This is a genomic window from Halorubrum sp. GN12_10-3_MGM, from assembly GCF_005435235.1.
Lineage (GTDB): Archaea > Halobacteriota > Halobacteria > Halobacteriales > Haloferacaceae > Halorubrum > Halorubrum ezzemoulense.
In genome coordinates, this window is record NZ_SGUB01000036.1 from 1 (window position 1) to 20,899 (window position 20,899).

20 protein-coding genes and 4 pseudogenes are annotated in these 20,899 nt (G+C 57.3%); 13 read left to right on the top strand and 11 right to left on the bottom strand.

The window, feature by feature from the left end; translation table 11 throughout:
• A pseudogene (locus EXE47_RS16980) lies at positions 1-102 on the top strand (IS1595 family transposase); the annotation flags it as partial.
• Here EXE47_RS16980 and EXE47_RS16985 read toward each other — a convergent pair.
• On the bottom strand, positions 99-524 hold the full coding sequence (locus tag EXE47_RS16985) for a hypothetical protein (RefSeq protein ID WP_137708536.1): 426 nt from the start codon (positions 522-524) through the stop codon (positions 99-101). The pseudogene EXE47_RS16980 and the gene EXE47_RS16985 sit on opposite strands and share 4 nt — an antisense overlap.
• The gene (locus tag EXE47_RS16990) at positions 517-1,323 is read right to left on the bottom strand and encodes a nucleotidyltransferase domain-containing protein (protein WP_089309313.1); all 807 of its coding nucleotides are present in this window, start codon (positions 1,321-1,323) and stop codon (positions 517-519) included. The genes EXE47_RS16985 and EXE47_RS16990 overlap by 8 nt, the downstream gene beginning before the upstream one ends.
• Positions 1,324-1,580: 257 nt before the next feature.
• Here EXE47_RS16990 and EXE47_RS16995 point away from each other — a divergent pair, with 257 nt between their 5' ends.
• Both EXE47_RS16995 and EXE47_RS17000 read left to right on the top strand, forming a co-directional pair.
• The gene (locus tag EXE47_RS16995) at positions 1,581-1,907 is read left to right on the top strand and encodes a hypothetical protein (RefSeq protein ID WP_049933419.1); all 327 of its coding nucleotides are present in this window, start codon (positions 1,581-1,583) and stop codon (positions 1,905-1,907) included.
• Positions 1,897-2,511 (top strand): hypothetical protein, encoded by a 615-nt coding sequence (locus EXE47_RS17000; protein WP_137708537.1) that lies wholly within the window; start codon positions 1,897-1,899, stop codon positions 2,509-2,511. The genes EXE47_RS16995 and EXE47_RS17000 overlap by 11 nt, the downstream gene beginning before the upstream one ends.
• A gap of 23 nt (positions 2,512-2,534) precedes the next feature.
• Here EXE47_RS17000 and EXE47_RS17005 read toward each other — a convergent pair whose 3' ends face one another.
• From EXE47_RS17005 to EXE47_RS19095, 5 genes and pseudogenes are all read right to left on the bottom strand, one after another.
• Positions 2,535-3,566, bottom strand: a complete 1,032-nt coding sequence (locus EXE47_RS17005) for a hypothetical protein (RefSeq protein WP_137708542.1) — start codon at positions 3,564-3,566, stop codon at positions 2,535-2,537.
• A 16-nt stretch (positions 3,567-3,582) separates the two neighbouring features.
• Positions 3,583-4,893: an RNA-guided endonuclease TnpB family protein gene (locus EXE47_RS17010; RefSeq protein ID WP_129452474.1), complete on the bottom strand. Its 1,311-nt coding sequence runs from the start codon at positions 4,891-4,893 to the stop codon at positions 3,583-3,585.
• Positions 4,894-4,895: 2 nt separating this feature from the next.
• Positions 4,896-5,288, bottom strand: coding sequence for an IS200/IS605 family transposase (gene tnpA / locus EXE47_RS17015; protein WP_094580132.1), 393 nt, complete (start codon positions 5,286-5,288; stop codon positions 4,896-4,898).
• Positions 5,289-5,495: 207 nt separating this feature from the next.
• Positions 5,496-5,957, bottom strand: coding sequence for a hypothetical protein (locus EXE47_RS17020; RefSeq protein WP_099289168.1), 462 nt, complete (start codon positions 5,955-5,957; stop codon positions 5,496-5,498).
• 87 nt (positions 5,958-6,044) lie between these two features.
• Positions 6,045-6,251 (bottom strand): annotated as a pseudogene (locus tag EXE47_RS19095) (DUF6516 family protein); the annotation flags it as partial.
• A 72-nt stretch (positions 6,252-6,323) separates the two neighbouring features.
• Between EXE47_RS19095 and EXE47_RS17030 the strand changes: the two are divergent.
• Positions 6,324-6,787, top strand: a pseudogene (locus EXE47_RS17030) (zinc ribbon domain-containing protein); the annotation flags it as partial.
• A gap of 113 nt (positions 6,788-6,900) precedes the next feature.
• Here the strand turns inward: EXE47_RS17030 and EXE47_RS17035 are convergent.
• Positions 6,901-7,389 (bottom strand): ArsR family transcriptional regulator, encoded by a 489-nt coding sequence (locus EXE47_RS17035; RefSeq protein WP_137703521.1) that lies wholly within the window; start codon positions 7,387-7,389, stop codon positions 6,901-6,903.
• 115 nt (positions 7,390-7,504) lie between these two features.
• On the opposite strand from EXE47_RS17035, the gene EXE47_RS17040 reads away from it, so the two are divergent.
• Entirely contained in the window at positions 7,505-8,305 is an 801-nt protein-coding gene (locus EXE47_RS17040) for a hypothetical protein (protein ID WP_094520031.1), read from the top strand.
• 113 nt (positions 8,306-8,418) lie between these two features.
• Here EXE47_RS17040 and EXE47_RS17045 read toward each other — a convergent pair whose 3' ends face one another.
• A complete protein-coding gene (locus tag EXE47_RS17045; RefSeq protein ID WP_094520032.1) occupies positions 8,419-9,603 on the bottom strand; it encodes an orc1/cdc6 family replication initiation protein in 1,185 nt (394 codons plus the stop codon).
• Positions 9,604-10,108: 505 nt separating this feature from the next.
• Between EXE47_RS17045 and EXE47_RS17050 the strand changes: the two genes are divergently transcribed.
• The 5 genes from EXE47_RS17050 to EXE47_RS17070 all read left to right on the top strand — a co-directional run bounded on the left by EXE47_RS17050 (position 10,109) and on the right by EXE47_RS17070 (position 14,540).
• A complete protein-coding gene (locus EXE47_RS17050; protein ID WP_137703520.1) occupies positions 10,109-10,378 on the top strand; it encodes an AbrB/MazE/SpoVT family DNA-binding domain-containing protein in 270 nt (89 codons plus the stop codon).
• 15 nt (positions 10,379-10,393) lie between these two features.
• The gene (locus EXE47_RS17055) at positions 10,394-10,744 is read left to right on the top strand and encodes a type II toxin-antitoxin system PemK/MazF family toxin (RefSeq protein WP_080508743.1); all 351 of its coding nucleotides are present in this window, start codon (positions 10,394-10,396) and stop codon (positions 10,742-10,744) included.
• 414 nt (positions 10,745-11,158) lie between these two features.
• On the top strand, positions 11,159-12,409 hold the full coding sequence (locus EXE47_RS17060; protein ID WP_137708538.1) for an RNA-guided endonuclease TnpB family protein: 1,251 nt from the start codon (positions 11,159-11,161) through the stop codon (positions 12,407-12,409).
• Complete coding sequence (locus EXE47_RS17065) at positions 12,384-12,623, top strand: type II toxin-antitoxin system VapC family toxin (protein WP_158293626.1); 240 nt, start codon at positions 12,384-12,386, stop codon at positions 12,621-12,623. Before EXE47_RS17060 ends, EXE47_RS17065 begins: the two co-directional genes overlap by 26 nt.
• A gap of 1,035 nt (positions 12,624-13,658) precedes the next feature.
• Entirely contained in the window at positions 13,659-14,540 is an 882-nt protein-coding gene (locus tag EXE47_RS17070; protein WP_094520036.1) for a hypothetical protein, read from the top strand.
• A 130-nt stretch (positions 14,541-14,670) separates the two neighbouring features.
• On the opposite strand, the gene EXE47_RS17075 is transcribed toward EXE47_RS17070, so the two are convergent.
• Positions 14,671-15,945, bottom strand: a complete 1,275-nt coding sequence (locus EXE47_RS17075) for an IS4 family transposase (protein ID WP_137708539.1) — start codon at positions 15,943-15,945, stop codon at positions 14,671-14,673.
• A gap of 551 nt (positions 15,946-16,496) precedes the next feature.
• Positions 16,497-18,473: an SWIM zinc finger domain-containing protein gene (locus tag EXE47_RS17085; protein WP_137708540.1), complete on the bottom strand. Its 1,977-nt coding sequence runs from the start codon at positions 18,471-18,473 to the stop codon at positions 16,497-16,499.
• A gap of 133 nt (positions 18,474-18,606) precedes the next feature.
• Here EXE47_RS17085 and EXE47_RS17090 point away from each other — a divergent pair, with 133 nt between their 5' ends.
• From EXE47_RS17090 to EXE47_RS17100, 3 genes and pseudogenes are all read left to right on the top strand, one after another.
• A complete protein-coding gene (locus EXE47_RS17090) occupies positions 18,607-20,019 on the top strand; it encodes a DEAD/DEAH box helicase (protein ID WP_137708541.1) in 1,413 nt (470 codons plus the stop codon).
• A pseudogene (locus EXE47_RS17095) lies at positions 20,006-20,593 on the top strand (DUF790 family protein); the annotation flags it as partial. The gene EXE47_RS17090 and the pseudogene EXE47_RS17095, both read left to right, overlap by 14 nt.
• 155 nt (positions 20,594-20,748) lie before the next feature.
• Entirely contained in the window at positions 20,749-20,889 is a 141-nt protein-coding gene (locus EXE47_RS17100) for a DUF2080 family transposase-associated protein (RefSeq protein WP_129452366.1), read from the top strand.
• Positions 20,890-20,899: the final 10 nt, after the last annotated feature.

Sequence of the window (20,899 nt, forward strand, 5' to 3'; positions counted from 1 at the left end):
GAACAGGCCGCTCGGACCTACGGCTTCCTCCGGTCACTGAACCTTACTGGGGCACCGATCCACAGTCTCGTGGACTGTATCGCTGTCAATGTATTCCGCTAGTTCCGCCAGTCTACCGAAGAGCGTGTCCCGTAGTAGTGGCTCATTCTTCGGTCATCGTAGACTGCCGCAAGTCGATCAAGCGTTCGGTCTTCGAGCGGAACCCGCCCTTTGGCCAGCTCGTAGGGGGCAGTGTGGTTCCGGAGCTCACGTTCGTCGACGCCCGTGCGTGCGAACAGATACCCTTGGAGTGTCTGCTCGATCACGATGAAGGAGTGTTCCAAGATTGCGCCGTAGTACGCTCCGAGATCGTCGATCCCCTCGACCACCTCGAGGAGTCGACATGCTTTCTGGATCGCTACTTCACCTGGCTCGGCGTCTCGAGAGGCATTCACTTCGGGCTCGAACTTCGGCCGTCCATCGGCGTGTGCGAAGGCATTTTCGGCGGCCGCCAGCCGCTCGGCGATTCGATCCAGGTTACTCATTCGTGATCACCTCACGTTTCACGCGCTCCAAGGTCTTCGTCGAGCGGAGGGTGATCCCCTCACCGAACAATTTCTCAGGAGCAACGCGGTTGGACTGGCCCAGAATCGAGGCAGGCGTCTCGACAATGAGTTCGAATGAGTGACGCTCGGCCGAGGCCCAGTTGGTGTCCTCCGCTTCAAGCCGCTCGCGGATTGTCTCCCAATGCGTCTCGAAATCAACAGACTCGGCCTCAGCGAGAGAGATCGTCGGTGGTATCTGTAACCCCTCTAACGTCCGGGCAAGCTCGTTAGCAGCTCCTCGCGCCGCAAAGAGATCGTCGTCAACCAGTATCCAGAGATCGATGTCGGATCGTCGATCGGCGTCTCCACGGGCGACGCTGCCGAAGAGGATGATCCCAAGAACCTCCTCGAATTCGCTCTTGAGATACTGGCACGCAACGCGGACAGGGGTACGATACGGGATCTGGGGAATGCTCTCGATCGGGCCTGTCGGCACGTGGAGCCGTGTCCGATTAATCCGTACGCGGTGGGCGTTTCCGTTGGGTTCGACCTCGAGAAGACCGGCGTCGGCGAGTGCGTCGACAGCCTGTCGCGTTGCGCGTTCGCTGAAGGGGGTGATACTCGAGAGTGCGCGGATTGAGACGTTGATGTCGGGCGAGTCTGCGAGGAAATTGAGGACGTACCGGCTCGCGCCATGCTTAAACAGATTGTCTGCGCTCACGGGAAGGGTGAGGGCAATCGATGCGCCGTCACCACTCGGCGGGTCATGGCCGACGACATCCGAGTTCTCAGTACTCATGCGTTGTTTTACTACGTACAAGTATTTATAATTTATATACTACTCTGTGTATATGGAGTGATACACCGGCATGATTTCGTCCTGCGTACCGCATCCATAGCAGGTAGTGTCAGCAATGTAGTTCTGTACGATTCCTAACTCATATCGTACCCCTTGAGAGAAGTGACCTGTCTGGTAGTGCTACGTTCTTGACTACTTGTAATGACAAGTAAGTACGCGTCATAACATATATGGATCTCCACGCCGAATTTCAGTGTATGAGCGGATCAAGCTATGACAAGACGATTCAGTTCCGTGCCGGAGCCGAAAAAGAGGCTGCGGAGCTGCTCGATGAGGTTCACATCGGCGGCGTCAACGTGAGCGAACTCGCCCGAGTTGGCTTGGTCGAAATGCTTCGGCAGTCATTGGATGAACAGGACGAGATTGCGGTGTACGAACGATACAGCCGTGGTGAGATTGGTGAGGATGTAGCCCGTGTTCTTCTCGGTGAGAAACTCGATAGGATGAAAGAGGAGAAAGACTCGTTCGAGACAGCTATGGAACGAGATTCATCTGAGTTCTTGGCGGGCAGCGATGGCGAGTGAGGCTCGCTATCCGATACTGGCTGATACGAGCTCCTTGATCGCGGTTGCGAACACCGCTCAGTGGGGACAACTGAAAGACGCGATCCATCTTACAACGACAAACGTTTGTAAGCACGAACTCCAAAAGCACGTCAACTCGAACAAACACCCGCCTGATGGCAGCCGTGAGCAGTACTTGAAACGAGGGAGCCAACGTGTTCTTGAACATCTAGACGTGGATTCCTCGCCGTGGTCGTGCGTAACTGTCGTTCCCCGCCCGCATGGACCAGATGCAGGCGAGCAATCACTCAAGCAGGAACTTTCTGAACACGGTTCGGCGTATCAAATCGTATCAATTCTTGATTCTGCTGCGAGACGGTCAATTCGGCGTCTCATCGATAACAACGGGTACGACATTGATGTTGTGGGACCACCGTATCTCCTCTACATCCTGCTTGACAACGACCTCATTGACAAGCCTGAATTCTGCGAGGCAACCGTGGGGATGATTCAAATGGAAGGGTGGACTGGGTACGAGGTTGTGAAGAACGCGTGGACCAGTATCCCCGTTGATTGTTCTGAAATCCTTGACGACGAATATGATGACGCTCTTCCACCAAATTGATATCCTCTGTGAGGGTGGTTCGCTCAGATACCGAGATCCCGGAACGTCCAGTCATTTGGCAGGGTGGCGTCGAAGCCGGCCTCTTCGACGAGGTCACGGATGCGCTGTTCGACCGTGTCGTCTAACTCGAACGTGTCGTCGAACTCCTCGTGCCAGTCGTAGTACCGCGGCATCCCCGGCCAGTTGTCGTCCGTCTGTAGCCCGTAAACACTGTCGAGCAGATAGCGACGATACGGCATATCGTCACGGGCGGGACGCGAGAACGTCCCGTCGATCGATTCGTCTCTCACCAACGATTCGAGCAGATCGACCGCCGCGTACTGGTCGGCGTAGAACGCGTGCTCGAGCGTCGGGTTGACGGAGAAGATATCCTCCGAGGCGCGGGAGTGGAGACGGTCGGCCACCGAGTGGTCGGGATGCCCGATCCCCCACCCGTACGCGTGGACTTCCTCTTGTGTGGTATCGGCTGTATCGCCGGCAGCGACTGCGACGCCATCGAGATATTCGAGCGCCACAACTGGAATCGCCGACACGCCATCGGTCAACCGCGTGCGGATCAGATTCCGTCCGACAGCATTCGCGATCGTGGGTGTCACGAGCGGCAGCTCGTCGTCGGCGGTCGGGTCGTACGCATTGATGACCTCCTCGAGGAGAGTCCACCCGGTTGCTCGTGCCGCCTCGTCAAGGGCGTCACTAACGCGCTCGTGGTACGACCAGAACACGTCTCGGTATGTCTCGCCGCCGTCGTCTTCCTCAAGCGCAGCCGAGAGTGCTGACTCGAACTCGGTGACTGCGTCGTGAAGGCCGGCTCTGTCACCACCCGAGAAGCGGTCGAGTAGGGTATCGAGTTCGGCGACGGCCGCGTTTTGTTTGTCGGCTGGCGACGAATCTGTGGATTCTGACTGTTCGAGATTAGCCGAGCCAACGGATGTCTCCGACTGGACATCCTCACAGTCGTGGAGGCGGAGGCGGGTGAGCGTCTCAAACGACGCTCCGCAATCGTCGCACTCGTGGGCCGTGACATCCTCCTCGCCGTAAACGGCGAGGCTTCCCACGCATGGGGAATACCAGTTAGTCGTCGTCACCAGAACCGTCGGTTCTGGTTGGCTCACGAGACTCCGTCTCGTGAACGCTGGCAGAGGGTTCCGACTCTTCGTAGGCCGTGAGCGTCATCTGCGCTGGTACGCTCTTCTCACGGTGAGTCGTGGCGGTGTCACAACCGCTCCCATCCTGAGGCGAGTCATCGCGCTCCGCCTTGTCAAGCGGGACGCTCTCTCCCCACGGGTCAACCCGTCGTGCGATATTCGCGGAAGCGTTGATGTCGGCCTGAAACGTCGAAACGTGGCAGTCGCCGTTCGGACACCGAAACTCGGCTTGGGAGTCCCGCCGACCGATACGGTGGCACGAGTGACACGTCTGCGAGGTGTACGCCGGATTCACGTACTCGACCGGGATGCCTGCTTCCGTCGCCTTGTCCTCGATGCGCCCTTGCAGTCGGGCGAACGCCCACGAATGAAGCCGACGGTTCATGTACTTCCCGTAGTCGAGACGCTCACGGATGGACGTCAAGTCCTCCATCACCAACACGGGATTCTCGTACTGCTTTGCGTACTCGACGGCTTGCCGAGACGCTTTCTCCACGATCTCGGTGAGCGCGTTCTGGTAGTGCGAGAAGCGGTCTTCGATACGCCACTCAGATGCGTCACGCTCTTGGAGTCGTTTCAGAGTCGTGTGCATCTCTTTGCGGAGATGCTTCGCTCTGCTTCCGCTACACACGAACGGGTCAGTCGGAGAACCGTCCTTGAGGGCACAGCCCGTGATGAGGGCGGTTTCTCCGATGTCTAAGCCGATGTGCGTGGCGTCACCGTTTGTCGCTGGTTCTTCGACCGGGTACTCGACGGTGACGTGCAGTACCCAGTTCTTCCGGTGCTGTTGAAGCCGTATTTCGCCCGCCTTCGCGTCCTCCGATACGAGGTCGTGCCAGAGATCTTCCTGTTCAGGGTTGATGCGGAGCGGTATCCAGAAGTTCGTTCCCCGGCCGGGACGCGGAACCCACCACGTGAACGCGTAGTCGCGTTCTTCAGAGTGGTCGAACGTCGCGGCTTGATTCGTGAGCCGTATTGGGTGACCGTCGTCCAACTCCTTGGCGTTGTACGTCTTGCGAAGTTTCGGAACGTAGTTGCAGAGAGCGGCCTTGGCCTGATACGGGAGGTCGTAGGGCGTCACGATGTCGCTCACCGCCGACATGGTACTCGCTCCGGCGTCGAACGCTTCTTGCAGACCGTCACGGTAGGTTTTGAGCAGGTCGTTGAGTTTCGACTGCTTGTGCGCGGTGGGTGGCGCGAACGTCGCCTGCAACGTCTTCGTGACGGTCGTGGACATCGCTACTGCTCCTCCACGTACTTCATGAGTACGTCGATGCTCACTTGGCCGGTGGTGGCGAGGAAGTACCCCGGTTGCCAGAACGCCTTGTCGAGCGCCTGCCGAACCTCGGGATTCTCGTCACGGATTTTGCGGGACGTGACGCCCTTGAGCGAGTTGATGAACTTGGTGAGGTCGGTCGTTGGCTTCGCTGTGAAGAGGATATGAACGTGGTCGCTTCCGCCGTTGACGTTCTGGATGTCCACGCCGAAGTCTTCTGAGATGTTGCTGGCAATCTCACCGACCCGTTCTGCGATTTCGTCGGTGAGGAGGTCTGCGCGGTACTTCGTGACGGTCACAAAGTGATATTGGAGCGCGTGGACCGTGTGCGACCCGGTTTCGAGGTTGTACTTCATTTGGCCGTACTGATTTCTATATACCCAATTCTAATAAAGATTTGCAGTCGTGGGGTATTCGTCTTGTAACCGACGGTGGAACGTGTAGGAGTTGTCGGCTTCACGCCCGCCGTAAACGGCGGGGTTCTCGCCTTGAAAAAAGAGAGGGATTTTGCCGACCTCGTCTATGATATTCTGTGTTCCAAACGAGAGTCCGAAAGGAGTGCCTCACGCCGTCGCGGGCTCCTCACCCGGGTTGTTCGCGGTGAGTTCGACATCAAGACGGATGCGCTCGTACGGGAGGTACGGCCGCTTCGAGCGTTCGTCGTCCTCGACGATGAATACGATCCCGTAGTCCGCCAGACGCGTGACATCGTCGTGGACTGGCTTGTAGTCGCGATTGAGTGCCTTGGCGAGCGCGCTGATGCTCTTAGCGGCACCTTCGGTATCCATCAGCGTCTGAAGGAGCTCGATCCGCCGGTTGGTGAGGATCGTCCGCAGCTCGCCAACTGTCGCGAACGATACCACTGCGGGCTGTGGGTCGCCGTCTGCGATCGCGTTGACAGCGGTGAGCGTGTCCTCGAACGTATCGTCGAACGATTCGACGGTAATGCGAAGGACATCGGGATGCGGCCGGTCGCGAGGGTCACTGTACTTGTCGGGCCAGCCGTCGTGGTTGGGCTCAGTCATTGGTGGTCTCCGTGTCTGCCAGCGTCGCAATTCGTTCAGAAACCGAGTCATATGAGCCGCAAGGCTGTGAAACTCGATCGCTGTGCCGTCGCCAAATCGAACGTGCCGGTGATGCCAACCGAGATCGTCGTCGTCGTGCGCGTCGTCATACCGGAGCAGTTCGCCGGTCTCAGGGTGATAGTACTGAAACCGATAGAACCACCCGTCCGGATACTCCTCGTCGCGGACAGCGAATATCTCCACGCGCCCACCGGGGACAGCGCGGTTCAACTCGATCGGGTGACGCTTCGACATCCTACTGTACTATAACGTATGATGTTATAGACCATAAGTTTATGGGACTGAAATACAGTTCCCGATTAGAGCGAGGGCGTGGCCAACGTGTACGTTGGCGACTTCACCGACATGCTGTCGGCACATTGGTCGGCGCATGTGAACGAGAAGATGTACCAGTTCTGGGCGTACCGGTTGTTCATCGACCGGCTTGCGACAACTGCTGAGGAGTACGGCATCACGGTCGAAGTCCGGTCGGAAGCGTACACGACGACTGAGCGCCCGGTGTGTGGCGAGCGAGACGAGTCAGAACGGGACGGCGACGTGTTTCGGTGTTCGTGTGGCTACGAGGGGCACGCCGACCTTGGTGCCTCGCGGACGTTCCTCGAACGACAGGCTAGCGAAAACGTTGGGTCGATGGCACGGCCTGTGCGCCTCAAGTGGGACGACCACAACTGGTCGGAGTCATCACGCTCTCCCGCGAGGGCAAGTCCCAACGAGGAGCGCACAAACCGGAGTACCGGCGAGGGAAACTTGCCTCTGTGGGGACGGCATAGCCAACATCCCCACCAGAGGAATCCCACCCCTTCAGGGGATGGAGGATGTCAACAAGGTACGAAGTCGCCATATCTTCTCTGCAGCGTCGAGAACGGTGCTGTTTAACGACGAACTATCGGTTTGTGCCACCATCGATGGCGTCGAGATCGGGCTCGTTGAACTCGAGTGCGTCCGCAACAGCGTCGGGAAGCTCCGGGCGAGGGGCCGATTCGTGGCGCTCGATTTTCTCGGTCTTGCGCGTGTTTTCGTAGAGGGCACGTGCGACCGGAAGCCCACGGAGATACTTGTAGTCGTGGAGGACCTCGACCCCCTGCTCTGTGAATCCGTAGAACTGAGAGGGGAGATCACGTGTCCCCTCGCTTGGGTCATACGTGTAGCGTGCGAGGAGCCCGGCGTCGATCAACGTCTCCAACTGGTCTTTGATGGCCGCCTGACTCTTTCCGGTCATATACTCGAGTTCGGCGAGCGACATCAGATGGGCGGGATGGCCCAGCAGCTCCTGGATGATGAGATGGCGCGTATCCTGGGACAACAGCGTGAACAGCCGCTGCTGTTCTGCGAACGGCCCTGTATCGGCCGCACCAGTGTCGGTTTCGCTCATATGTGCTGGTACGAGGGAGCGCGACATAACAGTTAGGGCCATCCAAGTTGGTTAATTCAGAAAAAACCAATGTAATTCAGAAGAGACAAGGTGATGTAATTTGAGTTGGCAGCTAATGACCGACCCAAGCCCGCCACCGGACGCTGGGGAAATTATGACCGTCGTTCACGAGGCCGTCGGGGGTATCGAACTTGAGCCTGCAGAGAAACGGGAAATCTGGCGGTTCACCCAGCGTGAATTGCCGTATCTCTGGAGTCAGCGGACATCGTATTTCATTTTGGGGAGCTATCGCGACCCCTATATCCGCCGGCTTCGCGCCGTCCAGAACGAACTCACGAAGCAGCTCGGTGCCTATCCGTTCATCATGGGTGATCTCCTCGAACTCCCGACTGACCGACTCAATACGTTCGATATCATGTTTTCGTTGCTCGCGACGTACAGCGACTACATCGTCGGTATCTTCGAGAAGGAGAGTGGTGGGGAGGCGCCTGAATTGGGCGAGATCGATGACCCACCGTATTTCGACAAGTCGCACGTGTTCCCACGTGATTACGCGTGGGTGACTGACGAGAATCTTGACTCGAAACAGCACGTCGTTCAAGCCGCCCTCGAGATAGCGTTCACAGACGATTTGGCGGCGGATGAAGTCCAAGCAAACGTCGAGTCGCTCGTTGATCGCGCCCAAGAGAGCGGCCTCGACATCGACGAACAGGAGGTGTGGGATGTGATCGACAACCGGGCAGATGAGGACAAAGGGCTGGCAACGTACAGTTGGGTCCATCTCAACAAGTTCCGCAAATTCGAACTCCACGAACGGTGCTTCCCGTGGACGACAGAGGACGAACTCCGAACGGCGGTTGACGAACTCCCGTCCCCGACACCCCGTCCGGAGTGGGAAGAGAGGGGAGAACGGTGAACTATCCACCCACTAACCTTCGATCGCGACGCGACTCGACACACCCACCCCACCGGTTCCGCTGTTAGTACGGGGTGGACGCCACCATCTCAGTACCACAAGCGAATCCTCACTCAGGCCGACTCCAACAGCGTCGACAACCCACTCCGAACCGCCGACACGGACTGTTCGAGTTGATGCTCGTTGTACTTGCCCCCGTCTTTCCCCCGGTTGTGCTCTGTCACGCCTGTGATTCCCAACTGTGCCAACTCGCCCAGATAGTCACGCACTGACCGCTCGGAGACCGGACTCACTCCTTCCGAGCGAGCCACGGACCGGTACGTCTCGACGACTTCGCGCGTCCGAACCGGCGTGTCACCCCGTTCGTGAAGCCGTGTGAGTGCGTACAATACGAGCTTTCCATGCTGCGAGTAGTTCTGTATCCCCTCAACCACCTGATCCGTCTGAACGCGCTCACGAGCTTCCTGGACGTGCGACTCGGTCACGATGTCGGACCCACTCTCACGGGCGACATCGCCGGCCTCTAAGAGGAGATCCAAAGCCTTCCGTGCGTCACCGGAGTCTTTCGCTCCATACGCAGCGCACATCGCGATCACCCCGTCTTCGAGAACGGTATCTTGGAAAGCGACCCGTTCACGCTGTTCGAGGACGAGTCGGAGCTCGTCGGCATCGTATGCGCTGAAGGACACCTCCTTTTCACACAGTGACGACTGGACCTTCGAAGAGAGTTGCGTCCGGAAGTCCAAGTCGTTCGAGATCCCAATGACGCCGAGCTTCGCCTCGCTAATGTCGCCGTTCGAGCGCGCACGCGAAAGCTTGTACAGGAGGGAATCGTCGCCGATGTGATCGACTTCGTCGAGGACGATGAGTACTGTCCCTCCATAGGCGTCGAGTTCGTCAAAGAGGAACTCGTACACACTCGCCTGCGGGTATCCTGTATTGGAGATCTGTCGACCTGGCTCACGAAGTTCGTTGACTAGCTTTACAGCAACTTGGTAGGACGTGTTCAGCCCATCGCAGTTGACCTCAATTGTCGTGAGTTCCAGTTCTGGCACGTCGGTTGCGTCCCGCTCAAGCGTGCGGAGCAGATAGCGCGTGGCCGCAGTCTTGCCAACGCCACTTTTCCCGTAGAGAAACACGTTCGAGGGGGTCTCGTTGTTGATCACCGGCTGGAGGGCGGCGTGGTAGCGGGTGAGTTCCTTGTCGCGGCCGACGAGGCTGTCCGGCGTCCACTCTTCGAGAAGTGCCTCCCGATTCTCGAAGATAGCATCGTTTGGCGTGAACGAGAAGTCGTCCATACTGGTTGGCCTCCCTATGATGAGATAAAACCACCACTTCTGTTGTTTCCGTTGTAGCCACTTATTTATATACTATTCATCCCCACTGCTTCCGCTGTTCGTACCTAGATGCCTCCCACGTATCACCTTTTGAGGCGCACTCAATTGAGCCACCGCTAGGCCTACTACTCCGTCCTAACAGCGGAAGCGATGGGGTGTGTGGGTGAACGCACTTCACCACCAGAAGGACACTAACAGCGGAAGCGGTGGGGTGGGAGTCAAATCCATACCTCCCTTCCATGTTCGCTCACGTTAACAGCGGAACTAGTGGGGTGGGAGTGCTCTCTGGCGTCTTCGAGGTGTACTCAACTCTGGGCTGACAAACTATGTCTCTAGGGTGTCATAGAAGAGTTAGCACGACATTTATTTCGTGAATTTACAGCCGAATCAGCTGATGGAACGCGCTTGCGAACTGAATGACCATGCCACCGATATCTATATTAGTATGAAAAAAGTATGAACTGGTATGACCGAACACAAACGGAAAGTCGGAGATCGGGGGCAGGTGACGATTCCGAAGGACCTTCGGGACCGTCGTGGCATCGAAGGCGGTGACGAAGTTGAATTCGTCGAAGTGAATGACGAGATCATAATTAAACCGCCGAGAGATGAGGAACGGCTTGCTGAAGGATATCGAAAGAGAGCCGAGCGGTCTCGTGAGTTGGCTGAAGAAATGGAAGACGCATCCGCAGAAGCAACTGAGCGTCTCGGTGACGCACCCGACTGGAGCGAGTGAATTCTGGAGTCAACTGTGCAGGTACGCCGTGGCGACATTGTTATCGTTGAATTGAATCCCACGAAAGGGAGTGAGCAGCACGGAAAGAGCCGGCCCTGTGTTGTTATCCAGAACGATGTTGGGAATCAGTACTCACCGACAACTATCATCGCTCCATTCACAACGCAGTACACATCTGGAGACACGTACCCGTTCGAGGTGGAAGTACTGGCTTCGGATACTGCCCTCAGTCACGATTCAGTGGCAGACCTAAGTCAAATCCGGGTTATCGACATTGACGGACGTGTTAAGAAGAACATCGGATCCGTCCCGTCATCAGATATGGCAAAAATCGACTCGGCAATCAAAGATAGCCTCGGCATCTGAGCGAAACGTTCCGTCAGTGTATAGTCTGTACTGAGCGATTCACAGGTCAGTCAACGAGGCGTGAGAAGAGTTCTATGACACCCTCGTATCGACCATTGTGAAGGGCCCGTAATGTGCGAAAACCGAAAGGTATTAGACGCGCGAGTTGCCTTCATGTGGTAGGGACCGTTGGTCCCTGCTGAGGACAGCCCCCCATCCTGCTTCCTCCCCTGTCCTCTGCTATCCTGTCTCGTAAGCAGCAGTGAGCGTCTCGACAGCGATGCGGCGCAAGATCTTGATCGGCGCAGTTTAGGGTGTCATAGAAGATTTACGCGCTGTCGAGGCGAATGCCACGGGGCTTGACCCCGTGGATGAAGCCGACACTCCGTGACACAAGCCATTAACTAGCAACACAGCGATAATCGAGGTACGGCGATGTGGTGCGACTACCGCTTCCGCGCCTACCCTGACCGAACAGGCGTGGCTGCGGAAGTGGAACGTCACATCGACATCCACCGCCAAGCATACAACCACACCCGCTACGAATACCAAACCCTCGACACCGACGAGGACAACATCGGTTCGGCGTACCAACACCAGAAGCGCCTCACCGAGTGGAAAGACAAATGGCCCGTGTTCTCTGAAGTCCACTCGAAGGCCTTGCAGAAGACCGTCGAACGCCTCTACGACAACCTCTCAACCCTCTCCGAGAAGAAACAGAACGGGCACAAGGTCGGGTGGCTCAACTGGAAGTCCCCAAGCGAGTACCAGAGTATGACGTATTCGCAGTCTGGCTTCGAGCTCAAAAACACGAGTGGCCGGACTGCCACAATCTGGCTCTCCAAAACCGGTGACATCCCCATTCGATACCACCGTTCCATCCCCGACAACGCAGACATCAAAGAGGTGACGCTGAAGAAAGAGACGACGGGTGAGTGGTACGTCACGTTCGGCCTCGAAGTCGAAGACACCACGCTCCCCGAGAAACCCGCCGTAGACGGCGTGGATGTTGAGGACTGCGTTGGCCTCGACCTCGGCATCCAGAACTACATCTACACGTCTGACGGCAACAGCGTGGACTGGCTTGACCGCTCCGACGAGTACGAACGCCTACATCGGGAGCAGCGCAATCTCTCCCGGAAAGAACACGGGAGCAACAACTGGGAGAAACAACGCCGTAAGGTCGCCAAAGTCAAGCGAAGAATCAAGCGGAGGGTTGAAGACTTCCAGCACAAGCTCACGACGTGGCTCGTCACGACGTATGACGCCGTGTTCGTGGAAGACTTGAACGTCGCGGGGATGCTCCAAAGCGACGGAAATGCACGGAACAAGCAGGATGCCGCGTGGCGTGCATTCATTGAGATGCTGGAGTACAAGGGCGACTTGTACGGCACGCACGTCGTCCAAGTGAACCCTGCGGGGACGACCAAGGAGTGCGCCGAGTGTGGTGTCGAGACGGACAAACCGTTGTGGGTGCGGGAACACAGTTGTCCGAGTTGCGGGTTCGAGGCGGATAGAGACGCGAATGCGTCATACAATGTTCTTTCTCGCGGCCTTCAAGAGTTAGGTCTGGGACAGGCCGAATCGACGCCCGTGGAGACTGCGACCGCTGTGGAAACCGATGGAGGCTCTTCTTCGTCGGTTCCTGCAAGTCGCGTCATTGAAACGGGAAGCCTCGGGGCTTGACCCCAAGGCGGTTCACCAATTTGAAGCAGTCCCCGAGAGCGTCGTTATCGATGCCAAAGAGACCTTCATTGAATGGACGGATCTCGATGCGTCATTCACAGATTTCGTCGTCGCTGCACACATGGACGAGCTAGATGTTGATCATGTACTCACGTGCGACCGCCATTACGATGCCTTCGATGTCACGACACTCCCGTATCGAAGCCAAGAGTGATCACAACCACGTCCGAAATACAGGCCCCCTGTCAGAAATGCTCTGCTAGTAGATCTGGCCAGCGACGCTGAGACGCTCCAGAGAGCCCACACCCAGCACTACCCCCGCAGCGAGCGCAAGCGAGAGTAGCCCCCACGCGATTGCCGCACTGCCGGTCACAACCGATGATGGGACCGCAAGCCGAGCCAACAACACAGTGACGAACGCACCGCTCCCGCCAGCAAACAGTACGAAGAGAGTGGCCCACGCACCTACCCAAGATTGAGACAAATTGCGTACAGATGGTACCCAGCCGGTAGGAGCACTATCAGTAGTCGCAGAGCCGGTCGACGCTGCAGCTGAAGTCTGATCTCCTTCACCGGAGGCCACAGTACCAGTGCCTCGGAGAGCAGTCCCCTGGCCACTAACGCTAACCGACCCATCATTATCGCTCCTATCCGCCATCGCGGTCTCCCCAGTGGAACCACACTGGGCACCCTCCGAGCCGTCCGCACCGCTCCAAACTAAGTAGTATCGATAAGTCTGCATTTGGTCGTTGCAGTTGAGAAACCCGGCTTCGACCAGGTCCCGTAACGCAGTATTACCCGTCGTCCGTGAATTGAACTCCAGATCGGGATAGGTCGCTTCGAGGTACTCTTGAACTTCACTTCGCGTGAGGGCTTGCTCTTGCTCCGTTGCGTCACGATCGACAAACGCTTCGAGATACTTGTATCGGGCGTGCGTTCTGACTTGATCAAACCCAGCATCAAGGAGCGCGACAGCCAGCGCCTCGGGAAGTATATCAGAACGTATTGCTTGATTGGTCATTACCAGGCGCTTCTCAGACTCACATTATAGTCATTTTGGTCAGAAAGGCCGCAAACAAAATTATCATATATTTCTTCTCTCAGCCGGCGCACGTCTGTTCATTATATAAAAAACCACGTGGTTAGTGTACGGTCGTATGATTCTCTGAACGCCCGTTTAACGTGCTCTACGCCCGTTTGATCCTCGAATCCGTTATTATGACTCCCTGAGTGCGCTGAATCGTCAGCAATGGCGAACCACGACATACTGACCAACCGAGTCGAAACAGCCTATCGGGCGGCTGGCTACACGATCGACAGCGACCGAGTCGACCAACGAGGTCCAGTTAGCTTCCACGTGTCCCGCGCTGGACCGCAGATTGCTGTCCTCGCCAACGCCAGTAACGTTATCAAGCCGGGAGTGGTGCTCAAAACCGTCGGCCAACTCACCGCCGCCGCAGAACCGGTCCATATCGTAACCACATCCGCACAACATGCCGAGAGACTTCGGGCACTACTCGAGTGCCCAGTGGTAATGCGGACGACAGCAGGCGCAGAGTGCTACACCCAGCCAGCTCCGTTCACCCCGGACGGCAACGAGCGGACCTGTACGGAGTCATGCGTGTGGGTCGCAACAACCGACGAGCAACCGGCGCCTGTTGAACCGATCCTCTCTGTTGAGCTCCCACCCGCGTCCGATCAAGAGGCCGACCTCGGTGACCGACACCAAGTGCGCGATAGCAACGAGCCTGAAACCCAATTCGAGAACGATATCCTCGAAACGGGAGCCACCCAATCCGAACGCTGGAACAGTACAATCGAGAAGGGGCCCCGCTACGATGCGTGGATAACGGAACACGACGGACGCTGCCCGCCCGCAGAGCGACCGTCACTCCTTCGGACAGCCTTCGTCCCGCAGTGCTCGTCGTACGAAGAGTACACCAAGGTCATGATTCTCGATGGCGAGCTGACGCTCGAAGAGAATCGACCTGCCAACATCGGACTCGAGCAAGCTCGCAGTCCCGCAGTCACCGAGCCACAACTGGACACCCCGGACAGCCGACCGTTCACCGCAGTCCATCTGATCCCGCGAACGGACTGGAACAGCATCGTCAACAGCACCCCAAATTGACACCCTCTCCGCCCTGAACGGCAAAGATTTCCACGGCCCCGCACCGCTGGTTTGGGGTGTTTACAGGCTGTCGAGGCGAATGCCACGGGGCTTGACCCCGTGGATGAAGCCGACAACCATTCGTCTTTAGCTAAGACTCACACCTCGGTTGTGTAGCGGTAGCGAGCGTCTCCTGTACGATCGGTCGTTGCTGGTGAATCTTCTGGGCGTCCTCGATCAGCCGCTCCAGCAACGGCGGTGGCGAGTAACCGAGATACTCACCGAGTTCATGGAGGATGAGCTGGGCGTGCGACCGGAAGGTCGCCGCCCAGCGTTCCGGTGGAAACACGATCTCGTCGTCGGCCTGCTCGGTGACCAGATCCAACAGCTCACGACTCACCAGCAGTGACAGCAACGCCGCATACAGCAGAATTTTCACTACATCTGGGTCGCTTGTGTCGAACTCGTCCAACTCGTACTGCGTTTTCAGTTCACGAAACAGCGTTTCTACCTCCCACCGACACCGATACAGCGTTGCTAAATCCGCCGGGAAAAACTCCTCTCTCGGCAGATTCGTGATGTAGAGGTGGTAGTCGTCGGCGTCCTCGTCGCGGACCCCGACGACGCGGAATCGCTTCGTATCCAGCGACCGCGTCCCCTCATACTGGCCCCGCTTGAACTCCGCTTCGACCTCTACGTCGATGTACTTCCGCGAGAGATCATCGACCACATCGTGGATCCGCTTGCCCTCCAAGGGAATGGCGCGGCCGCGCCATTCCCGCGATTCCTCCGTTATCAGCGGATTCGCGTTCTCTTTCAGCCGACTCACGAAGTAGCCGTCGTTCTCATCGATCAACGCGAAGCGGCGGTACTTGAAGTACGCTCGATCGAACAGAACGAGCCGTTCTTGCAGCCACGATCCCGTCTTGAACCGCGTGCTGTCGTGCGTTTTCTCGTCCGTTACGTCGATCCGTTCAATCGTCTCATCAGTAGCGTTGTGGAGCAGGTGGAGCTTCGCTCCAGCCTGCTCCTCGTGACGGGCTTGGAACTCATCAGAAAGGAACTCGTGTAACCGCAATACCGTTCCATCGGCGATCATCACGTCCCTGAATCGGTCGATATCAGCGTCAACGGTGTCAGGAACAGCGACCTCGTCGAGGCCGTGCTCGACGTGGTCGCAGAGGTACTCCGCCAGCGTTGGTGTCAACCGGTGATAGAAGCCACCGGGAGAAATCGTTTCATCAGCTGTCGAGTTGTAGCAGCGTCTGAACCCGGCGAGTGTTCGGCTCTCGCCTGCGGCGAAGCCGAACACGAGCGCCCACACGAGAACAGGAACCTGAAGCTTCCCCTCACGCTCAACCACGCCGAGTTCCTCGGCATGCTCTTCGAGGAACTCGGAGGGAAACAGTGTAGTGAGCCGACGCATGATTCTCGATGAGGAGGCGTCTTGGTGTACACTTGCCGCCTCCTCATTCCTCTCGAAAAGAAGCCTCGATAAGCCGCTGCTGTCACGCGGTTTCTCTCTTAGCTAAAGACGGATGCGATAGAGTGAACCTCGGCGAGATTGAGAGCCGAGATGTAGCCGTCTGCGGCGACTTCGACGGCATCGACGTACGCCTCGACGGTGTCGCTCCCCGGTTCGTGACGGAGAATCGAGGAGCAAGCCTCGTGTTTTAGCTCTGTCTCTCACCCACAGATCGAGTTGTTGTTGCGGTCAATAAATCCGACCGAAGCCTCGATATCTACAGATTTAACACACCTATGAGACGATTTTGCTTATATCGCTTACCACATTCAGCAACCCCCCACTGCCGATATCATCGCCCGATTCACTCCTCACCTCGATCTTCCGAGAATAGATTGGGTTCGACAGCGTCTGAAACGTCTGTTTGGGACTCAGTGAACTTGTGGGTAAAAGACAGCGCTTCAGTGGTGGGTAGCTGACAAGTGAACTCTCAGCGAACAGCACGGCGTTGCTCAAAACCCGGCCTTCTCCAGTTCGTCCAAGAACGCCGGGCGGTTCGAGTGCTTGTCTTTCAGGAAATCGACGAACCCCTCAAACCGCGCTTCGGGGACCAATCCTTGTATCTCTTCTAGGTGGTCGGCGATGTCTCGGTAGTGGCGTCGCCCCGTGTCGTTGGCGGCAAACGGGACGAGCAGCTCCCGGTAGAGCTCGAAGTACTCGACCGGCGCAGTGGCTGCGACCGGATCACGGTACTGGCGAACTGACGAGAGATCTGCGTTCTCTTTCAGTTCGACGAACGCTTTTTTCAGATCGTCGTCGTGGACGTACAGTGCGACGAGGTCCTTTCTATCGTCCCGTTCGAAATGCCGTTCAAATTCCTCGTAGATCGACTGCCACTCCTGATCGTCACAGACTGACTTCAGGTCATCGTACGCGGCCCACTCCGTATGATCGAGAAACAACTGTTTCAGCGTGGTACGGTACTCGTCCACATTCCGGTCCTCGTAGAGGTCGGCAGCGAGCCAACGAAGGTTACGGGGCGATCGGAACGTATGAATACCATCTTCAACGACTTCGATCGCACGGTCTTTGTTGCCCTCGTCAACCAGTTGTCGGGCGTGCTCTTTACAAAACCGTTTGCTCTCAAGATAGATCTCTTCGTAGAGTTGCGAGAGGGCGTCTTCGCGGCCGAGTTCCTCGAGGATGTAGACGTAGGTCGAGAATATCCGCCGCTTCTGGAGTGACGACGATACGTTCGTGTCTCTCGTTCCTGATTCGGTCGGTTCGACGCTAGCGGTGTGTCTCTCGACGGTCGTCGGTTCATCGATGCGCAACTTCTCGAACACGTCACCGACGAAGTACTTGAGTTTCAGTGTCCCGACGGCCAAGTGTTCGACGTCTATTGCTCCACCGGTGAACTCGTCGGTACTGAGCGGTCCGTCAGTGAAATCAGATACGTAGAGAACGTCGTCCGTCCGCTCGGAGTGGATAGTCGACTTGTCGTTGCTCGCTGATTCGGCCGCTGTATCGACGCCGTCTTCAGTTTCATCTCGGCGGCCGTCCGCTTTCGAGGACGACTCTCCCGATAGTACTGCGTCGAGTGTGACACCGGAGATGTGTGCGTCGAGTTGCTCCAGCCAGTATTCGAGGTCTGCGTCCGTCGTACAGAGCGTTCGGAGCGCGTCGTCGTAGTAGTCGCTGGCGAAGCCGTAGTCTGCCCCGACGAACTCTTCACAAAGATACTGGATGTACGGCCGCTTTCGCTCGTGGCCGAGGTCCTGTTCTGCGATTGTCTCTGTATACGACTCGATAGCACGTTCCACCTCTCGGCCGTAGTATCCGCTGCTGTCGTCAACCTGGTCCAAGTTTTCGCGTATCGCCTCGGAAACCGCTCGGTAGATATCCGTCGCCGTCTGGACGTGGCCTCGTTTTCGATGTGTCTCCGCGAGGTCGGTGTACTGCGAGAAGTCGATGTGTGTGTCGTGTTCGACCATCCCTCGCCGGCTGACAGCGTCGTCAAACAGTCGATCGATCTCCTGCTTGTAGTCGTAGACGGTTTTGGCCGTGTCTTCGCCGACGAACGCGACGAACCGATCGCGGATATCTCGATCCTCCGCAACGATGTCACGCAGAAACGCTCGGAGGTCCTCGGGTGCCGTCTGTTCGATCACCGAATCGATATTGACCGTCTCGTCCCGTTCGGGATCGCTCACCGTCTTGGTGTCTCGGTCGTCTACGGCGAGCAAGACCGCGATGACGTGTTTACAGTCGCCCGCGTAGTCGTACGGACAACTACAACGAGAGCGGACCGTATCGTCCACGAGATCGATAGCGACATCGTAGTAGTTGGATCCCCGAACAGTGGATCTGATCTCGCCGCCGTCGATGTCCAGTTCCTGTACCCGATCTTGCTGGTAATAGTTGACACCCCGTTCGAACGACTGTTCGGTACAGAGCGATCGTATTTCGTCTCGTGTCGGGTAGTCCATGTTTTGTATCTGTATACTATGCTACGTACCGAAAACGTGACGCTGTGCTCGCACTGACGTGCGTTAGCACTCTGGCACTCAGCCAGCCTCCCGACAGATTGAATCGTCCGACACGCATGCGTTCAGGCACCGAATGCGGCTCGAATTCGACGACGGGACGCTCCTGCTGGAAAACGCACCTGAAACCGTTCCGTGCGCGGAGTGGGACGACCGTGTCGATGCGTACCGGGCACAAGCTTACCGACACCGGGCGCTCTTGGAATGGGCCGGCCAGTGGGCTGAGAGCGACGACCAAGCAACACTTCAGGATGGATTCAGCCACGACGTTGTAGACGCTGCCCGAGCCTATCCGGACCTCGCTCTGACACCCGCACTCCAGATCGAACCGCGTGATTACCAGCGGGCCGCCCTTGAGGCGTGGCGGACCCATGACCGCCAGGGTACCGTCATCCTTCCAACCGGCAGCGGGAAAACATTCCTTGGGTTGCAGGCCATCGCCGACGCCGGCGTCAGTGCGCTCGTCGTTACACCGACGATTGATTTGATGAACCAGTGGCACGCCACGCTAACCAATGCCTTCGGTGGGCAACTTACAGAAGAGATCGGTGTCCTCGGTGGCGGGAGCCACGAGATTGCCGCCTTGACTGTGACCACCTACGACAGTGCCTACCGCTACATCGACAAGTATGGCGACCGGTTTGGCCTTCTCATCACCGACGAAACCCACCATCTGGCGGCCGAAACCTACCTACAAATCCCGGAGATGACGATTGCCCCGTACCGACTTGGCCTCACTGCAACCTATGAACGGGCGGACGGCCGCGAAGAGCTACTCGAAGATCGTATGGGGCCGGTCGTTTACGAGGAGGTCGTTGACAACCTCGCCGGGGAGTTCCTGAGCGAGTACGAAACCATTCAGATGTCAGTCGAACTCACCAGCGAGGAGCGGTCTGCGTACGATGACGAGTACCAGCTCTACAGAGACTATGTCGACACTCATGATTTCGACCTCTGGAAAGAACAGGGCTACGCGGAGTTTCTCAAACGCACGTCTTACGACCCTCAGGGACGCCGTGCCCTCATCGCCAAGCAACGTGCGGAACGCATCGCTCGCACGGCGACAAAGAAACTCGACACGCTCGATAACCTCCTCAAACGGCACCACGATGACCGCGTCATCGTTTTCACTGCGAACAACGATTTTGCCTACGACATCTCCCGGGAGTTCGTCCTCCCGTGTATCACGCATCAGACTGACACCGACGAACGCACCGAGATTCTCGAACGGTTCCGAACAGGTGAGTACTCGATGCTCGCTACCTCCCAAGTGCTCGACGAGGGTATCGACGTGCCCGCGGCCAACGTTGGGATCATCCTCTCCGGGAGTGCTTCGAAACGACAGTACGCCCAACGGCTCGGTCGCATTCTTCGACCGACTGACGACCGCCAGCCAGCCCGCCTCTACGAGATTATCACCATCGACACGATGGAGACATACGTGTCTCAGCGACGCCGCGATGGGGTGAGTAGTAGTGCTGACGGCTGACCTCGCACGCTCGCGCACACGTGATGGAGAAGTTCGCCCGCTGTTCATCGACATCTCCGATGAACAGTATCGGTCGACGGCGGCCACACTCATCGATCTCTTTGAGACCCACCTCGGCGAACCGAAAGGCGAACTTGAAGCTGCCATTGACGACCTAACCGTCGACAATACTGACTACAAAATTGTCCAGGGACTGGCGAAGCTACTGAAAGACGAATGTGAGTTTGAACAACAGGCTGCAGTCGACCCTCAAGAGATTCGCCAGCGCCTATTCGAGCGCGCGAACGGACGCTATCCGATCGTTCGCCAACCCACACTCGGGGAAGACACACAGAAACTCGAAGTGTACAGTGCTGTCGCTGACGAACTCGGTATCTCCCTCGAAGAGTGTTACCGGGGGATGTACGCGGATCTGGACGAAAACAAGCTGCTAGTTCGGTTCGGCGACCAGACGGTTGCGGACTACGACGCTGCTGAGACCACGTCGACGACGAAGTTGACGGGTAATAGCAAGCAGGCCTACGACCAGACAGCCCAGACCGTCGACTGGCTGCTCGCACGGTACAATTTAGCAGAATACAGGCGGTAAGCCCCCTTCCTCAAGGAGCGACCAGCGGGAGCGAGTAGGGAGGGGATACACCGCCGTCATCATGTCTCAAACACGTTCGTACTCGCTGCCTAACCACCTCACCGATAGAGTTAAGTTGAAATAATGTTTAAACACAAATGATGGATAGACACGAAGTAGAAGGCCACGAAGTCATCGAGGGAGAGGTGAAGCCGACCGGCAACGGCGCACACGTTCTCGTTCCGAAGCGATGGCGTGGTGCAGACGTGAAAATCGTCCGAACCTCAACCCCCGACGAATAGTCAATGCGCT